15 protein-coding genes and 1 pseudogene are annotated in these 16,217 nt (G+C 73.2%); 6 read left to right on the top strand and 10 right to left on the bottom strand.

Translation table 11 applies throughout. The features are described from left to right. Positions 1-35: 35 nt before the first annotated feature. A complete protein-coding gene (gene pdxT / locus AC0GKK_RS00170; RefSeq protein WP_073574646.1) occupies positions 36-662 on the bottom strand; it encodes a pyridoxal 5'-phosphate synthase glutaminase subunit PdxT in 627 nt (208 codons plus the stop codon). Between the two features lie 325 nt (positions 663-987). On the opposite strand from pdxT, the gene AC0GKK_RS00165 reads away from it, so the two are divergent. Continuing rightward, the gene (locus tag AC0GKK_RS00165; RefSeq protein ID WP_489882868.1) at positions 988-1,698 is read left to right on the top strand and encodes a hypothetical protein; all 711 of its coding nucleotides are present in this window, start codon (positions 988-990) and stop codon (positions 1,696-1,698) included. Between the two features lie 5 nt (positions 1,699-1,703). On the opposite strand, the gene AC0GKK_RS00160 is transcribed toward AC0GKK_RS00165, so the two are convergent. The 3 genes from AC0GKK_RS00160 to AC0GKK_RS00150 form a co-directional block, all read right to left on the bottom strand. Next, on the bottom strand, positions 1,704-3,110 hold the full coding sequence (locus AC0GKK_RS00160; RefSeq protein WP_489882867.1) for an NAD-dependent malic enzyme: 1,407 nt from the start codon (positions 3,108-3,110) through the stop codon (positions 1,704-1,706). Positions 3,111-3,171: 61 nt separating this feature from the next. Next, positions 3,172-4,446: a DUF4032 domain-containing protein gene (locus AC0GKK_RS00155; RefSeq protein ID WP_489882866.1), complete on the bottom strand. Its 1,275-nt coding sequence runs from the start codon at positions 4,444-4,446 to the stop codon at positions 3,172-3,174. Beyond that, the gene (locus AC0GKK_RS00150; RefSeq protein ID WP_405416775.1) at positions 4,447-5,472 is read right to left on the bottom strand and encodes a LacI family DNA-binding transcriptional regulator; all 1,026 of its coding nucleotides are present in this window, start codon (positions 5,470-5,472) and stop codon (positions 4,447-4,449) included. A 227-nt stretch (positions 5,473-5,699) separates the two neighbouring features. Between AC0GKK_RS00150 and AC0GKK_RS00145 the strand changes: the two genes are divergently transcribed. The 4 genes from AC0GKK_RS00145 to AC0GKK_RS00130 are packed head-to-tail and all read left to right on the top strand — an operon-like array spanning position 5,700 to position 10,056. After that, positions 5,700-6,995, top strand: a complete 1,296-nt coding sequence (locus tag AC0GKK_RS00145; protein WP_489882865.1) for an extracellular solute-binding protein — start codon at positions 5,700-5,702, stop codon at positions 6,993-6,995. Continuing rightward, a complete protein-coding gene (locus AC0GKK_RS00140) occupies positions 6,992-7,951 on the top strand; it encodes a carbohydrate ABC transporter permease (protein ID WP_489882864.1) in 960 nt (319 codons plus the stop codon). The genes AC0GKK_RS00145 and AC0GKK_RS00140 overlap by 4 nt, the downstream gene beginning before the upstream one ends. After that, positions 7,951-8,784 (top strand): carbohydrate ABC transporter permease, encoded by an 834-nt coding sequence (locus AC0GKK_RS00135; RefSeq protein ID WP_224402290.1) that lies wholly within the window; start codon positions 7,951-7,953, stop codon positions 8,782-8,784. The genes AC0GKK_RS00140 and AC0GKK_RS00135 overlap by 1 nt, the downstream gene beginning before the upstream one ends. Before the next feature lie 33 nt (positions 8,785-8,817). Continuing rightward, a complete protein-coding gene (locus AC0GKK_RS00130; protein ID WP_405416774.1) occupies positions 8,818-10,056 on the top strand; it encodes an ABC transporter ATP-binding protein in 1,239 nt (412 codons plus the stop codon). Positions 10,057-10,136: 80 nt separating this feature from the next. Here the strand turns inward: AC0GKK_RS00130 and AC0GKK_RS00125 are convergent, their stop codons facing one another. The 4 genes and pseudogenes from AC0GKK_RS00125 to AC0GKK_RS00110 form a co-directional block, all read right to left on the bottom strand. After that, a complete protein-coding gene (locus AC0GKK_RS00125; protein ID WP_489882863.1) occupies positions 10,137-11,477 on the bottom strand; it encodes a DUF2867 domain-containing protein in 1,341 nt (446 codons plus the stop codon). 65 nt (positions 11,478-11,542) lie between these two features. Next, a pseudogene (locus tag AC0GKK_RS00120) lies at positions 11,543-11,599 on the bottom strand (hypothetical protein); the annotation flags it as partial. A gap of 53 nt (positions 11,600-11,652) precedes the next feature. After that, positions 11,653-11,961 carry an AzlD domain-containing protein gene (locus AC0GKK_RS00115; protein ID WP_062395725.1) on the bottom strand — a complete coding sequence of 103 codons (309 nt, stop codon included), beginning with the start codon at positions 11,959-11,961 and terminating at the stop codon, positions 11,653-11,655. Further along, positions 11,958-12,635 carry an AzlC family ABC transporter permease gene (locus AC0GKK_RS00110; protein ID WP_489882862.1) on the bottom strand — a complete coding sequence of 226 codons (678 nt, stop codon included), beginning with the start codon at positions 12,633-12,635 and terminating at the stop codon, positions 11,958-11,960. The genes AC0GKK_RS00115 and AC0GKK_RS00110 overlap by 4 nt, the downstream gene beginning before the upstream one ends. Before the next feature lie 54 nt (positions 12,636-12,689). On the opposite strand from AC0GKK_RS00110, the gene AC0GKK_RS00105 reads away from it, so the two are divergent. Then, positions 12,690-13,250 (top strand): helix-turn-helix domain-containing protein, encoded by a 561-nt coding sequence (locus tag AC0GKK_RS00105; protein WP_405416773.1) that lies wholly within the window; start codon positions 12,690-12,692, stop codon positions 13,248-13,250. On the opposite strand, the gene AC0GKK_RS00100 is transcribed toward AC0GKK_RS00105, so the two are convergent. Continuing rightward, on the bottom strand, positions 13,251-14,084 hold the full coding sequence (locus AC0GKK_RS00100; RefSeq protein ID WP_489882861.1) for a glycoside hydrolase family 16 protein: 834 nt from the start codon (positions 14,082-14,084) through the stop codon (positions 13,251-13,253). It abuts the gene before it with no gap. A 1,261-nt stretch (positions 14,085-15,345) separates the two neighbouring features. Continuing rightward, positions 15,346-16,194 (bottom strand): pyridoxal 5'-phosphate synthase lyase subunit PdxS, encoded by an 849-nt coding sequence (gene pdxS, locus AC0GKK_RS00095; RefSeq protein WP_202416863.1) that lies wholly within the window; start codon positions 16,192-16,194, stop codon positions 15,346-15,348. Positions 16,195-16,217: the final 23 nt, after the last annotated feature.

Genomic DNA, 16,217 nt, shown 5'->3' with positions numbered 1-16,217 from the left:
GGTGGACCTGGGGTATCCCCCACCCCCGTGGGGGGTCAGCCTGCGGCGCGCACCATGTCGACGAACAGCGCGTGCACCCGCCGGTCCCCGGTCAGCTCGGGGTGGAACGACGTGGCGAGCACTGGGCCCTGCCGGATCGCGACCGCGCGCCCGGCCGCCTCACCGGCGTCGGCACCGGCGCTCGTGACGTCCGGGACGGAGGCGAGCACCTCGACGTCGCCGCCGGTCTTCTCCACCCACGGGGCGCGGATGAAGACCGCGTGCACCGGACCACCGATGAGCCCGGTGAAGTCCAGATCGGTCTCGAACGAGTCGACCTGGCGGCCGAAGGCGTTGCGCCGCACGACGACGTCGAGCCCGCCGAGCTGGTGCTGGTCGGGGCGGCCGTCGAGGATCTCCTCGGCCAGCAGGATCATGCCTGCGCACGATCCGTAGGCGGGCAGCCCGTCGCGGAGCCGGGCCCGCAGCGGCTCCAGCAGCTCGAAGGTGTCGAGCAGCTTGGACATGGTCGTCGACTCGCCGCCGGGCAGGACGATGCCGTCCACCGCGGCCAGCTCGGACGCACGGCGGACCGGCACGGCCTCGGCGCCCGCCGCGGTCAGCGCCGCCACGTGCTCGCGGACGTTGCCCTGCAGGGCCAGCACACCGATCCTCACCGCCATGCACGCCAGCCTAGACCCGTGCGACCTGCGGTAACCGCCCGTCCGGGGGTGAGCCGCGGCACCGTACGGCGGTGCCGCGCCCCGGGGTGCAGGACGGATCCTGGGCCTTCGCGCGGTGCCGGGCACGGCCCCGCCCGGGCACACGGGGGTGGGGCGTCATGGACATCGGAGCGACGGTGCGGGTCTTCCGGGCCGAACCCCTGGCTGCGCCGGGCGACCCGGACCGGGCGCCGGCGCACCCGCCGACCGATGGGGTGGCGACACCGGCCGCGCCGGTCCCGGACGGCATGCCACGGCGGGTCCCCGACCGGGCCGGTGAACCGGTGTGTGCCCCGCGCTGATACCGTCGGACGGCGCCGCACCGGACGTCGCGGGCGTCGTCGTCGGCTGGCGGTGCTGGCGTGTCGCGGGCCCGCCCACCGCGCCGCGGCTGCGGTCCCCGGTGCACGTGGCCACCGAGTGGCCGCCCGGCGGCGCCCTCGCCGCGCACTGCGAGCTGCGCGGGCACGAGGCACCGGACCCGGCCTGCACCTGCGGTGTGCACGCGGTCCGCGACCCGGCCCGGGTCGGCGGCGTCGGGTTCGGTCCCGGCACCGTGCTGGGCTGCGTCGCGCTGTGGGGTCTCGTCGTCGAGGGCGAGCACGGCTGGCGGGCCGGCGCCGGGGCACCGCTGGTGCTGTTCTGCGGGCCCGCGCTGGGCGACCCGGAGCGCAGCGGGCTGGCGCGGACCTACCGGATCGGGGTGCACCGGCTGCCGATCCCGGTCGCGACCACCGTCGAGCTGCCGCTCCCGGTCGCGACGGCGGGCGCGGTCCGTGCCGCCGCCGCCGAGGGCCGGGGCCTCGACGACGCCGCGGCCGCGTTCGTGACGGCCGTGCCCGTGTCGGACGCCCCGGCGCGCCCGGTGCGCGTGCCGCGACCCCGCCGGTTCGCGCTCGGGACGACGGCGGCGCTGGCCGTACTCGTCGCCGCGGCGGCCTCCCCCGCCGAGCACGTCCCCGTGCCCGCGCCGCCCGGGGTGGTCGTCCCCCGGTGAGCCGGTCAGCCCGCCTCGACCTCGCCGCGCTTCGCCTGCTTCGCGGCGGCACCGCGCAGCGCCTCGGCGACGGCCGGGGCCACGCTCGTGTCGAACACGCTCGGCACGATGAACGACGGGTTCGGCTCGGCGACGACGTCGGCGATCGCCTCGGCCGCGGCGAGCATCATCTCGTCGGTGATGTCGTGCGCCTGGGCGTCGAGCAGCCCGCGGAACACACCGGGGAACGCGAGCACGTTGTTGATCTGGTTCGGGTAGTCCGACCGGCCGGTCGCGACGACGGCGGCGTGGCGCATCGCCAGCGTCGGGTCGACCTCGGGGTCCGGGTTGGCCAGTGCGAACACGATCGAGTCGTCGTTCATGGTCCGCAGCTCGTCCTCGCCGAACAGGTTCGGCGCGCTGACCCCGATGAAGACGTCGGCCCCGACGAGCGCGTCGGCCAGGGTGCCCTGCTTGCCGTCCTTGTTGGTCTGCGCGGCGATCGAGACGAGGTTGTCGTCCATCCCCTCGCGTCCGGTGTGGATGATTCCGTCCACGTCGACCGCGACGACGTCGGCGGTCTGCTCCGAGCCGAGCAGCCGGATGATCGCCGACCCGGCCGCGCCGACGCCGCAGACGACGACGCGGATGTCGGAGAACTTCTTGCCGACCACGCGCAGCGCGTTGCGCAGGGCGCCGAGGACGACGACGGCGGTGCCGTGCTGGTCGTCGTGGAAGACCGGGATGTCGAGCAGCTCGCGCAGCCGGCGCTCGATCTCGAAGCAGCGCGGCGCGGCGATGTCCTCCAGGTTGATGCCGCCGTAGCCGGGGGCGATCAGCTGGACGGTGCGGATGATCTCGTCGGTGTCCTGGGTGTCGAGGCAGACCGGCCAGGCGTCGACTCCTGCGAACTGCTTGAACAGCGCCGCCTTGCCCTCCATCACCGGCATCGCCGCGGCGGCGCCGATGTTGCCCAGGCCGAGCACCGCGGACCCGTCGGTGACGACGGCGACGGTGTTGCGCTTGATCGTCAGGCGCCGGGCGTCGGACGGGTTCTCCGCGATCGCCATCGACACCCGCGCGACGCCCGGGGTGTAGGCGCGCGACAGGTCGTCACGGGTGCGGAGGTTCACCTTGGACCGCACCTCGATCTTGCCGCCGAGGTGGAGCAGGAAGGTCCGGTCCGAGACCTTGCGGACCGAGAAGCCCTCGAGCTGCTCGATGGCGGCCTTGATCTCCTCGACGTGCTCGGTGTTGCGGGCGTTGACCGAGATGTCGACGACGAGACTCTCGGTGCGCGCCTCGACGACGTCGAAGGCGGTCACGACGCCACCGACCTGGCCGACGGCGGCGGTGAGGTCACCGGCCGAGGTGGGGTGGGCGGGGGCGTCGACGCGTGCGGTGATGGCGTAACCGGGACCGGGAATGGACACGGCCCGGAACAGTACCGCCGGGAGTGTGGTTACCGTGGCGTCAACGATGTGATGACGCGCGTCACCGCTCGTCGGCGTCGTCCGCGGGGATCCGCGGCAGCGGCCCGGTGGGGGCGTCGGCGACGGCCATCTTGGCCGCCGAGTCGGTCGGGGCGTGCCCCCCGAGGGCGGCCAGCGCGGTCTCGTTGCCGACGTCGGCGCCGGCCCGTTCGGACAACAGCCAGCGCACCTCCAGCAGGTCGCAGTACGCCTGCACCGGATCGCCGGCACCGCCGAGCGCGGCGTGCGCGCGGGCCGATCCGGGCTCGAGGCAGTGGTCGATCCAGCTGCGGGCGGCCGCGCGCTCCGACACCGGGTGACCGGTGCGCCGCTGCATCCAGTCGCGGTGGGCGTTGAGGTCGCCCAGCAGGATCCGGGCCTGGCCCTCCCCCACGCCGACACCGGTCAGCCTGCGCAGCGTCTCGGAGTGGTAGTTGCGGTCGCCGACGGCGATGTGCAGCCGCGACCGGCCGTCGCCGATCGGGAGCAGGGACACCTCGTCGACGGCGAAGCCCAGGTCGTTGAGCTCGCGGATGGCGCCCTCGACGCGGTAGCGGTCGCCGAAGGCGAAGACCGGCGAGGTGTGCAGCGCCTCCCACAGCTCCCGGTAGCGCTCGGGCAGGGCGGTCGCCTCGTCGATGAGCTGCGGGATCATCTCCGGCGGGCGCTCCAGCGAGGTCGCGAGGTCGATCATCCCGGCGGCGACGTTCTCGACCAGGATCGTCACGTCGTGCTCGCGCTGACCGTCGGACAGGCCGTCCGGGTGCACCTCGCTGGTCTCGGCGTCGACGAGGAAGGCCTGCAGGGTCTGCCCGTCGCGGGTGAACAGGGTGTTGTTGAGCGAGCAGTCCCCCCAGAACACGCCGTGCCGGTGCAGCTCGACCAGCAGCGAGATCATCGCGTCGAACAGCCGGGCGCGGTGCCGCGGCCGGTTCGGGGGCAGCCGCAGGAACAGCCTGCGGTACTGCCAGGACCCGGCGAGGTAGCGGGTCACCAGGATCGCGGTCTCGTGCGCCGGCTGGTTCACCAGCCCGGCCGGGCGGACCGCGGGCAGGCACTGGTGCTCGAGGCGCCGCAGCACGTCGTACTCGCGACGGGCGATCCGCTCCGGCATGTCCTTGAGCGCCCACAGTGCACCGTCGGCCTCGACGAAACGGACGAGGTGCCGGCTGGGGCCGACCTCCATGTCGCGCAGCGGGACCCGCATCTCGTCCCACCGTTCCAGCGGCTCGTTCCAGGGCAGCGCGATCAGCTCGGGGCCGGGGGCCCGCAGCACCAGCTCCGGCGGCGCGTCCATTCAGGACACCCCCCGCACGCCGCGGGCCGGTGGGGCGGTGGAGCCGCGGATGACCAGCCGGGTCGGCAGGGTCGCGAGCGGTTCGACCGGCTCGCCGGCCAGCGTCGCCAGCGCCATCCGGGCCGCCACGGCACCCTGCTCGGCCGCCGGCTGGGCCACGGTGGACAGATCGGTCAGCGCGGCCAGCGGGTGGTCGTCGATACCGATGACCGACACGTCGCCGGGCACCGCGAGCCCGGCCCGGCGCAGCGTGCCGACGGCGCCGAGGGCGACCTCGTCGGTGTGGGCGTAGACCGCCGTCGGCGGGTCGGACAGCCCGAGCAGCTCCCCCATCGCCCGCGCCCCGCCCTCCGGGCTCCAGGGCACGCTCACCGTCAGGGCGGGGTCGTGTTCCACGCCGGCGTCGGAGAGCGCCGCCCGGTAGGCGGCGGCACGCCCCTCGGGCTGGCCCGGGTCGAGCTCCGGGTCGGTGGTGACGATCATCCCGATCCTCCGGTGTCCGAGGTGGAGCAGGTGGTCGACGGCCTGGCGACCGGCGACGCACTCGTCGATCGACACCGAGGGGTGATTGCCGATCCGGGTCCCCGCCGACACGATGCCGACGCCGATCCGCTCCAGCCGGGCGCGCTCGGCGTCGTCGACCCCGAACCCCAGCAGCACGACGGCGTCGGCACGCCGGCGGGCAGGCAGCTCGGCGAAGAACGCGCGCCGGGCCGCGGCGTCGCCCAGGTGGTAGAGCAGCACGTCGCGCCCGGCCTCGCGCACCACCTCGGACAGCCCCTCCAGCGCCGCCCCGAACCACCACCGCGACAGGTGCGGGACGACGACGGCGATCCGCCCCGTCGTGCCCCGCGCGAGCCCGGAGGCATCCGGGCTCACGACGTACTCCAGGGCGCGCGCGGCCTCCCACACGCGGGCGCGGGTGGCCTCGGCGACGTGGGGGTGATCGCTGAGCGCGCGTGACGCGGTGGCCGGTGAGACCTTGGCCAGCCGGGCCACGTCGGCCAGGTTGACCGGTTCGGGCACGACACATGTATGCCCAAAGCTGGAAGCGATTGCAAGAGCGGATGTTATCCGACTGCGCTGGACCATCGCCTGTGGATCAGTAAGGATCGTCGCCGACCAGCCCGATTGCTGTGAGCCTTGACACTCCCGGGTGAAGGGCTCACAGTCTCGGTTGGAAACGCTTCCAACGTCGCCGACGAGCGACGGGACACAGCAGCGGTATCGGACACGGGAGTTCGGAGTTGACCATGCGTCGCACACGGTGGAGGAGGACGCTGGCCGCCGGTGCGGCCACCGTCGCCCTCGCCCTGCTGGCGGGCTGCGGAGGCGCACCCGCGGGCCCGCCGGTCCTCAACTGGTACATCAACCCCGACGACGGCGGGCAGGCGGAGATCGCCCAGCGCTGCTCGGCGGCGTCGAACGGGCAGTACCAGATCGCGGTGTCGGTGCTGCCGCGCCAGTCCGCGGAACAGCGTCAGCAGCTGATCCGCCGGCTCGCGGCCAACGACAGCTCGATCGACATCATGTCCATCGACCCGCCCTACATCCCCGAGTTCGCCGAGGCGAAGTTCCTGGCCCCGGTGCCCGAGGAGGTCGCGCAGCGGACCACCGCCGGGATCGTGAACTCCGCGAAGGAGGGCGCGAGCTGGAACGGCGAGCTCGTCACGGTGCCGTTCTGGGCCAACACCCAGCTGCTCTGGTACCGCAAGTCGCAGGTCGCCGGCACCGGGCTGGACCTGTCGAAGCCGGTCACCTGGGACCAGGTCGTGCAGACCGCGCAGGCCAAGAACTCGATCATCGCCGCGCAGGGCATCCGCGCGGAGTCGCTGACCGTCTGGCTGAACGCGCTGGTCGAGGGCGGCGGCGGGCAGATCGTCACCAACGCCTCGCCGCAGAACCCGGAGGGCGTCCAGCTCGGCCTGGACTCCCCCGCCGCGACGAAGGCCGCCGAGATCATGAAGGCGGTCTCGGCCGTCGGCGGTCCCGGCTTCTCGACCAACTCCGAGGACGAGAACTCCAACGCCTTCCAGTCCGGTGACGCGATGTTCCAGGTGAACTGGCCGTTCGTCTGGGGCAAGGTCAACAGCGCCGTCGAGGAGGGGACCGTCCCCCAGTCCACGCCGGACGACTTCGGCTGGGCGCTCTACCCGCAGACCGAGGCCGGCAGGCCCTCGGCCCCGCCCTACGGCGGCATCAACCTCGGCGTCGGTGCCTTCAGCAAGCACACCGACCTGGCCTACCAGGCCACCGAGTGCATCACCTCGACCGAGAACCAGAAGCAGTACTTCCTCACCAACGGCAACCCGGCCGCCCGGATCTCGGTGTTCACCGACCCGGACGTGGTGAAGAAGTTCCCGATGGCCCCGGTCATCGCGCAGTCGCTGCAGCAGGCCAAGCCGCGCCCGCAGACGGCGTACTACAGCGAGGTCTCCGAGTCCGTCCAGCGCACCTACCACCCGACCGCGGGCATCGACCCGCCGACCGTCGGCCCCGCGACCGCCGCGCTGATCAAGGCGGTCCTCGCCAAGGAGGAGCTGCTGTGACCACGACGACCGAGCGGCCCGGGACCGGGACCGGGGCCTCCCCGGCCCCGCGCGGTGCCAGTGACCGCAGCCGGGCCGAGCAGAAGCTCGGCTGGTACCTCGCGGGCCCGGCGTTCGCCGTGATGCTGCTGGTGACGGCCTACCCGATCATCCAGGCCGTCTACTACTCGCTGTTCGACTACCGGCTGACCGACCCGGACAGCATCTCCTTCGTCGGCCTGAAGAACTACGCGGTCATCCTCACCGACTCGATCTGGTGGACCTCGTTCGGCGTCACGGTGTTCATCACCGTGGTCACCGTCGCGGTCGAGCTGGTCCTGGGCTTCCTGCTCGCGCTGGTCATGATGAACGCGCTCAAGGCGATCCGGCCGGTGCTGCGCGCCGCGATCCTGATCCCCTACGCGGTCATCACGGTCGTGTCGGCGTTCGCCTGGCAGTACGCGTTCTCCCTCGACTCGGGCTTCGTGAACTCCTGGTTCGGCTGGCTGCCCGGGATCTCGGCCGACACCGACTGGTTCGGCTCGACCGGCTCGTCGCTGTTCGTGATCTGCCTGGCCGAGATCTGGAAGACCACCCCGTTCATCTCGCTGCTGCTGCTCGCGGGTCTGGCCCAGGTGCCCGACGTGCTGCAGGAGGCCGCCCGCGTCGACGGCGCGACCTGGTGGCAGCGGATGTGGAAGGTCACCCTCCCGAACATGAAGGCGGCGATCATGGTCGCCCTGCTGTTCCGGACCCTGGACGCGTTCCGCGTGTTCGACTCGGTGTTCGTGATGACGGCCGGGGCGAACAGCACCGAGACGGTGTCGTTCCTGGCCTACCGCCAGACCATCGCCCGCGTCGAGATCGGACTCGGCTCCGCGGTGTCGGTGCTGCTGTTCCTGTCCGTCGTGATCATCTGCATCGGGTTCATCAAGGGGTTCAAGGTCGACCTGTCCCAGGCCCGAGGGGAGAAGTGATGTCCACCCGCGAGAGAGTCCTCTGGATCGTCGCCGGCATCGCGATCGTCGTCTACGCCCTGTTCCCGGTGGGCTGGATCGTGTCGCTGTCGCTGAAGTCGAGCGACGACATCGCCAACAAGCAGTTCCTCCCGACCTCGGTGTCGTGGAGCAACTACTCCCAGATCCTCGTCGGGGACGCGGCCGGGCTGTTCCTGCCCGCGCTGCGCAACTCCTTCGGCATCTGCATCATCGCGACGTTCCTGGCGTGCGTGCTGTCGATGTTCGCCGCCTACGCGATCGCCCGGCTCGACTTCCGGGGCAAGAAGCTGATCCTGTCGACCGCGCTGGCGGTGGCGATCTTCCCGGTCATCTCGATCGTGACGCCGCTGTTCAACCTGTGGCGCCAGATCGGGCTCTACGACACCTGGCCCGGCCTGATCATCCCCTACCTGTCGCTGACCCTGCCGCTGTCGATCTGGACCATGTCGGCGTTCTTCCGCGAGATCCCGTGGGAGATGGAGCAGGCCGCGCAGGTCGACGGCGCCACCACCTGGCAGGCGTTCCGCAAGGTGATCGTCCCGCTGGCGACGCCCGGGGTGTTCACCACCGCGATCCTGGCGTTCTTCATCGCCTGGAACGACTTCGCCTACGGCATCTCGCTGACCTCGACCGGCGCGTCCCGCCCGGTCCCGGCCGCGCTGGGCCTGTTCTCCGGGGCCTCGCAGTTCGAGTCGCCCAACGGCCCGATCGCCGCCGCCGCCGTGATCGTGACCATCCCCGTCGTCGTGCTCGTCCTGCTGTTCCAGCGGCGCATCGTCGCCGGTCTGACCAACGGCGCCGTCAAGGGCTGACACCCCGTACACAGAGAGAGGAACCGACCGGCCATGGCGTCGATCGAGATGAAGAACATCGTCAAGAAGTACGGGGACGGCTTCCCGGCCGTGAACGACGTGAGCATGGACATCGCCGACGGCGAGTTCATGATCCTCGTCGGCCCGTCCGGCTGCGGGAAGTCGACACTGCTGCGGATGATCGTCGGTCTGGAGGACATCACCTCCGGCGACATGGTCATCGCCGGCAACCGCGTCAACGACAAGGCCCCGCGGGACCGCAACCTGTCGATGGTGTTCCAGAACTACGCGCTCTACCCGCACCTGTCGGTCTTCGAGAACATCGCGTTCCCGCTGCGCCTGGCCAAGGCGCCCGAGGACGAGATCAAGCAGAAGGTCGACACCGCGGCGAAGGTCCTGGAGCTGCAGGAGCACCTGCAGCGCAAGCCCGCGAACCTGTCCGGCGGTCAGCGCCAGCGGGTCGCGATGGGTCGTGCCATCGTCCGTGACGCCGACGCGTTCCTGTTCGACGAGCCGCTGTCCAACCTGGACGCGAAGCTGCGCGGGCAGATGCGCACCGAGATCGCCCGCCTGCAGCGCCGCCTCGGTATCACCACCGTCTACGTCACGCACGACCAGACCGAGGCGATGACCCTCGGTGACCGGGTCTGTGTCCTGCGCAAGGGCGTCATCCAGCAGGTCGCCTCGCCGCGCGAGCTCTACGAGCAGCCGGTCAACCTGTTCGTCGCCGGATTCATCGGGTCGCCGCCGATGAACTTCCTGCCCGCGACCGTGGCCGGGAACAAGCTGGAAACGCCGTTCGGCCCGATCGAGCTCGACGCCGCGCGCGCCGAGAAGGTCGCCGGACGCGAGCTGGTGCTGGTCGGCATCCGGCCGGAGTACTTCGAGGACGCCTCCCTGGTCGACGAGGCCAAGCGCCACGTCGGGTCGACCTTCACCGCGAAGGTCGACGTGACCGAGTGGCTGGGCGACTCGCAGTACGCCTACATCCCCTACGAGGCCCCGGCCGAGGTGGAGACCAAGCTCAAGGAGCTGTCGCGGGAGCTCGACGCCGATCAGCTGCGTACGCAGGCGATCGTGTCGATCGACTCGACCAGCCGGATCCGGGAGGGCCGCGACGCCGAGTTCTGGCTGGACGCGCGGAAGATCCACGTGTTCGACCCGGAGTCGGGCGAGAACCTGACCCGCGACCCCGAGGCCGGAGCCGAGCTGACCCGGCTCGCGGCCGAGGACCGCGCCGAGCAGGTGGCCCAGGCCCGCAGCCGGGACTGAGGCGCCGCCCCCGTCGCCCCCAGGGGAACTCTCGTGGCTTAGAGCGCTACGAGAGTTCCCCTGGGGGCACCCCGGAGGGGTCAGAGGGCGCGGACGTCGCGCCGGTAGCGGGTCTCGGCGACCCCGGCGAGGGTCCGCGCCATCACGGCGAACACGAAGCGCTGCGACGGGTAGGCCGCCAGCCATCCCAGCCGCCCGGCCATCCCGCGTGGGGTGAACCGCAGGGTCTGGGTGTAGCGGCTGGTCAGCCGGTCGGTCGGGGTGACGGTGAGCTCGAGCCGGGCGTCGCCGGGGAGCCGGTCCGCGGCGCGCAGCACCAGCCGCCGCCCCGGTTCGACGGTCTCGACGGTCCAGCGGTCCAGGGGCTCTCCCGGGACGAGGCGGGCCGGGCCGTCGCCGTGCCGGCGCGGGACGACACCGGGCCCACCGGCGAGGACGTCGAGGTGGCCGGTCAGCGTCGCGACGCCCGGGACGGTGTACCAGCCGTGCGGGCCGCCGAGCGTCTCGATCACCGACCAGACGGCGCGGGCGGGAGCGGCGACGTCGTGGGTGTCGGTCGTCGACCACTCCAGCGGACCGGTGCCGGGCGGGTCGGAGGGCCCCGGCCCGGCCGCGCCGACGCCGTCGAGGGCGCGGCGGACCGCCGTGCGGTACGGGGTCCGGCCGCCGGGCGGGGTGCCGATGAGCGCGTCGAGGGCCGCGAGGTCGTCGGGGTCGGCCACCAGCTCGTGACGCATGGACTCGACCAGCGGCTCGGCCAGCCCGCGGCCGACCGGGGTGAGCGCGGCGACGGCGCGGGCGGTGAGCCGCGGCGCGGACAGCGGGACGGGCACCGGGAACGGCCGCAGCAGTCCTGCCTCGGCGGCGAACTCGCTCATCAGGGACCGGTAGGTGTGCACATCGGGACCACCGACGTCGAACGCCCGGTCCACCCCGGCGGGCAGGTCGAGGCAGCCGACGAGGTCGTACAGCACGTCGTCGACGGCGATCGGCTGGATCCGGTTCCAGGCGCGGTCGGGCAGCGGCAGGACCAGCGGACCGCCCATCGCGGTCTCGGTGAGGTGCCGGATCATCTCGAAGCTGGCCGAGCCGGTGCCGACGACGATCCCGGCCCGCAGCACGGCGGTCGGGACGGGCCCGGCGAGCAGGATGTCCCCGACCTCGCGGCGCGAGGACAGGTGCTGCGACACCCGCCGGGTGCCGGCCTCGGGCTGCAGCCCGCCCAGGTAGACGATGCGGCGTACACCGGCCGCGGCGGCGCCGTCGGCCAGCGCGTGCGCGGCGGTGCGGTCGCGGTCGGCGTAGCCGGGGCCGTCCATGGCGTGCACCAGGTGGACGACGGCGTCGGCACCCTCGCAGGCCCGGCGCACGTCGGCCGGTTCCCGGGCGTCGCCACGGACCGCGTCGACCGCCTCCCCCACGGGTGCGCGGCCAGCTTGCCCGGGGTGCGGGCGAGCACCCGGACGTCGTGGCCGGCGTCGAGCAGGCGCGGGACGAGCCGGGAGCCGACGTAGCCGGTGGCGCCGAGGACGAGCACGTGCATGGGTCGATCCTCGCGGTCCCCGGCGCGGGGCGCGCGCCGGGGTGACGACCGGCTCAGGCGATCCCGGCCAGCCGCAGCCCGGCCGTCGTCGCCGCGGCGAGGACGACGACCAGCACGAACGGCACCCGGAGCAGCAGCGCACCGGCGGCCACGGCGACCCCGGCCGGGCGGGCCCAGCCGGCGAACCCGGCCCCCTCGAACCAGGTGCCGGTCGCGACGAGCGCGACGAGCAGTCCGACCGCGCCCAGCTCGACCAGGCGCACGGTGCGCGGGGACAGGGCGACCCGGTCGTGCAGGACCAGCGGCAGCAGCCGCATGAGGTAGGTCCCGCCGGCGAGGACGAGCAGCGCGGCGACGGTCACGGCTGCTCCCCCGTGGTCCGGCCGGCCGCGCCGACGCCGAGCAGGCCGGCCAGCACGGGCAGGCCCGCGGGCAGGAACGGCGCGCAGGCCAGCGACAGGGTGGCGGCGGCTGCGCCGACCCGACGGGCGTCGACCCGGCGCAGCATCGGGACGAGCATGGCCAGCAGCGCGGCCGGGAAGGCGGCGTCGAGCCCGAACGCGGCCGGGTCCGGCACGCTCGACCCGAGCACCAGACCGGCCGCGGTGCCGAGCTGCCAGCAGAGGTACTTCGCGCCGCCGAGGATGCGGAACGCGCGCCATCCCCGCCCGGGGACGTCGGTGCGGGCCAGCACGAACGCGGTCGACTCGTCGGTGACGACGTGCGCCGCGGGCAGCCGCGCCCAGCCCCCGCCCAGGTGACGGGCCAGGGCCAGGCCGAACGGCAGGTGCCGCAGGTTGAGCACCAGCCCCGCGGCGACGGCGGCCCACACACCGCCCCCGGCGGCCAGCACTCCGGTGACGAGCAGCTGGGCGCCGCCCGCGAACACGAGCAGCGACATCGCCATCGTCATGACCGGGGACAACCCGGCGGCCGGCGCGAGCGCGCCGAAGGAGACCCCGACGACGGCGACGGCCACCGAGATGGTGACGGCGTCGCGGACGTCCCCGCGGGTCGTTCGCTGTATCGAACGCATGCCCGATACAGTGAACAACAGCGGCTGTGTTCGTCAAGTCGAACGAGGAGACCGATGAATCGAACGCCTGGGCCACCGCTCGCGACGATCGCGGCGGCCATCCGCCGGGAACGGGAGCGCCTCGGCATCTCCTCGGCCGAGCTCGCCCGCCGGGCGGGCATCGCGAAGTCGACGTTGTCGCAGCTGGAGGCGGGGACCGGGAACCCGAGTGTGGAGACGCTCTGGGCGATCGCGGTCGTCGCCGAGGTCCCGTTCAGCGCGCTGGTGGAGCCGCCGTCGTCGACGGTGCGGGTGGTGCGGTTCGCCGACCGTCCCGCGATCCGGTCGGAGGAGGCCGCCTACACCGGAGCACTGCTGTCCCCGTGCCCACCGGGGGCGCGCCGCGACCTGCACCTGGCCACCTGCGAGCCGGGGCCGCCCCGGGCCGCCGACGCGCACTCCCCCGGCACCGTCGAGCACGTGGTGGTGTCGGCGGGCCGGTGGGTGATCGGGCCGGAGGGCGAGGAGGTCGAGCTGGACCCGGGGGACCATCTGACGTTCCCGGCCGACCGCCCGCACTCCTACCGCGCGCTCACCCCGGGCGCGACCGCGGTGATGGTCATGGAGTACCGCTGATCACGTGCCGCTCGCACCGCGGGTCGCCGAGCCGGGCTCCCGGTCCGGACCGCCCTCGGTGATGCGGTGCAGCAGTCCGTCGAGGAGCCCCTCGTCGTCGCCGCCCGCGTCGCCGGAGCCGTCCCCGCCCTTCCCGGACTCGGGCAGGGCGTACTGGCGGACCCAGTCGACCTGCATCTCCGAAGGCTTCACGTCACCGCCGCCCTTGGGGAACCAGTCGAGCTGGATCGTCAGGTGCATCGGCCCGGGAGGCAGGACCGAGGTGTCGTCGGTGTGCCACCACTGCTTGCCGTCGACGAAGGCGGTCACACCCTTCGGCGTCCACTCGACCGCCCAGTTGTGCCACTGGGTCGCGTCGATGTCGACCGAGCCCTGGACCTGGGAGTTGTCCTCGCCGTAGTGCAGGAACAGGTTGGTCTTCTGCCGGGTGTGGTCGGTCATCTCCATGAAGTCGATCTCACCGCCGACCGGGAAGTCCTCGGCAGTGGGCCAGAGCAGCAGCAGCGCGTTGTACGACGGGTCCGACGCGGGTGCCCGCACCCGGCCCTCCCAGCGGCCGTACTTCTGGCTGCTGTCCGACCAGGCCATGCCGCCGGTGGTGCCGTCGGCGTCGCCGTCGATGGTGAGCAGGCCGTCCTTCACCGAGATCGCCGACGGGGAACGGGTCCCCTTGCCGGCGTGGCCGGGTCCGTCGTAGGGGCTCCAGCCCGTGAGGGCGTCGCCGTCGAAGTCGTCGACCTTGGTGGGCTCGCCCCAGCCGTGCGCGACGGCGGCGGTGGTCGCCGCGCCCGGGTAGGACGGGACCGCCGGGGCCGCGCCGGCGGCGCAGTCCACGGGGCGGGGGTCGCACCGGGGGCCGGTTCGCCGGCCGGGGTGGTCGCGGCGCCGCCGGGCGCCGTGCCCGGGGTCGCGTTCGCCGAGGTCGTGTCGGCGGGTGACCCCGGGGCGCCGGTCCGGTCGCCCTGGTCGCCGGCCGGACCGCGGTCGCCGTTCGGAGCGCCGTCCCCGCCCGATGTCGTGTCGTCGCCCGACCCCGGGTCGGGGGTCGTGCCGTCTCCGGGGCCCTTGTCGCCGCCGGAACCCTGGTCGCCGCCCGAGCCCTGGTCGCCACCCGAACCGTGATCGTCGCCGGAACCCTGGTCGCCGCCCGAACCGTGATCGTCGCCGGAACCCTGGTCGCCGCCCGGCGTCCGGTCATCGGAGGAGTCCCGCGTCGTGTCGCCGGCGCCGGAGTCGCCCGCGCCCGATGTCGTGTCGCCGGAGTCCCCACCGGAACCCGAGCCCTGGCCGGAGCCGGAGCCTCGATCGTCACCCGAACCGGACCCCGCGTCGTCCCCCGAGCCGCCCGATCCCGACGATCCCCCGTCGCCGCCGGAGCCGGAGTCGTCGCCGCCCGAGCCGCCGTCGCCGCTCCCCGACCCGTCGCCCGAGGAGCCGTGGTCGCCACCGGAGGAGCCGTGGTCGTTCGAGGAGCCCTGGTCGTCGCCCGAGCCGCCCCCGGAGGGGCCGTCCCCCTCGGGCCCGGCCGCCCCGGGGGCGGCGGAGGCGCCGGGCTTCCCCGACCCGGCGCTTCCGTCACCACCGGTGGCCGGACCACCCGAACCGGCTCCCCCACCCGGGGCGGTGCCCGTCGTGGGGCAGTCCGCGGTCGTCGTCGCACCCGGTCGGCCGTCCCCGGTGTCCGCGAACGCCGCAGCCGGAAAGCTGATCAACATCGCGGCGGCGATCGCCACGACCCTCACAGAGCGTCCCATCAGGCTCCTCCGTAACAGTGGTCTCCTGATCCCCACGGAACGCTAGATGCCACAGAGTCACCACGAGCACCTGTGTCACCACATCGAGTAGGCAACCCCTCCACCGAGCGACCGCGGAACGTGGCCGGAACGGACACCCCACGCGTCCGAGGGACCGATCGGGTCACCGGACCGTGGCCCGCACCCGGTCCCGTCCCCCGCCACCCGGGGTTCCGGCGTCGCCGCACGGGTCCGGATCCGTGCGGCGCACGGGGACACCTGCGCGGCAGCGGGGCCGGGAACGGCGAGAGCCCCGTCCGGCGGTGTGCCGGACGGGGCTCTCGGGGCGGAGCGGAGGGTGCTTACCAGCCGCGAGCGGCGTAGCGCTGCTCCTCGGGGATGTCGGCGATGTTGATGCCGACCATGGCCTCGCCGAGACCGCGGGAGACCTTGGCGATCATCTCGGGGTCGTCGTGGAAGGTCGTGGCCTTCACGATCGCCGACGCGCGCTGCGCCGGGTCGCCGGACTTGAAGATGCCGGAGCCGACGAACACGCCCTCGGCGCCGAGCTGCATCATCATCGCGGCGTCGGCCGGGGTCGCGATGCCACCCGCGGTGAACAGCACGACCGGCAGCTTCCCGGTGCGGGCCACCTCGGCGACCAGCTCGACCGGGGCGCGCAGTTCCTTGGCCGCGATGTAGAGCTCGGCGGCGTCGAGCGAGGCGAGCCGGCCGATCTCGGCGCGGATCGAGCGCATGTGCCGGGTGGCCTCGACGACGTTGCCGGTGCCGGCCTCACCCTTCGAGCGGATCATCGCCGCGCCCTCGGAGATGCGGCGCAGGGCCTCACCGAGGTTGGTGGCACCGCAGACGAACGGGGCGGTGAAGCTCCACTTGTCGATGTGGTGGGCCTCGTCGGCCGGGGTCAGCACCTCGGACTCGTCGATGTAGTCGACGCCGAGGGACTGCAGGACCCGGGCCTCGACGAAGTGGCCGATGCGGGCCTTCGCCATGACCGGGATGGACACGGCCTCGACGATGCCGGTGATCATGTCCGGGTCCGACATGCGGGCCACGCCGCCGTTGGCACGGATGTCGGCCGGGACGCGCTCCAGGGCCATGACGGCGACGGCGCCGGCGTCCTCGGCGATCTTGGCCTGATCCGGGGTGACGACGTCCATGATCACGCCGCCCTTCAGCATCTCGGCCATCCCGCGCTTCACCCGCGCGGTGC

This window comes from Pseudonocardia sp. P-1, assembly GCF_058111925.1.
Note: the sequence above shows the minus strand (reverse complement) of the source record. Positions and strands in the feature narration are given on the sequence as shown.

Bases quoted from the DNA above. Each gene is read 5' to 3' on its own strand.
- AC0GKK_RS00135 (WP_224402290.1), top strand. From the start codon at position 7,951: ATGTCCACCCGCGAGAGAGTCCTCTGGATCGTCGCCGGCATCGCGATC.
- AC0GKK_RS00155 (WP_489882866.1), bottom strand. From the start codon at position 4,446: ATGGACGCGCCGCCGGAGCTGGTGCTGCGGGCCCCCGGCCCCGAGCTG.
- AC0GKK_RS00110 (WP_489882862.1), bottom strand. From the start codon at position 12,635: ATGCGTTCGATACAGCGAACGACCCGCGGGGACGTCCGCGACGCCGTC.
- AC0GKK_RS00145 (WP_489882865.1), top strand. From the start codon at position 5,700: ATGCGTCGCACACGGTGGAGGAGGACGCTGGCCGCCGGTGCGGCCACC.
- AC0GKK_RS00105 (WP_405416773.1), top strand. From the start codon at position 12,690: ATGAATCGAACGCCTGGGCCACCGCTCGCGACGATCGCGGCGGCCATC.
- pdxS (WP_202416863.1), bottom strand. From the start codon at position 16,194: ATGGCCGAGATGCTGAAGGGCGGCGTGATCATGGACGTCGTCACCCCG.
- pdxT (WP_073574646.1), bottom strand. From the start codon at position 662: ATGGCGGTGAGGATCGGTGTGCTGGCCCTGCAGGGCAACGTCCGCGAG.
- AC0GKK_RS00130 (WP_405416774.1), top strand. From the start codon at position 8,818: ATGGCGTCGATCGAGATGAAGAACATCGTCAAGAAGTACGGGGACGGC.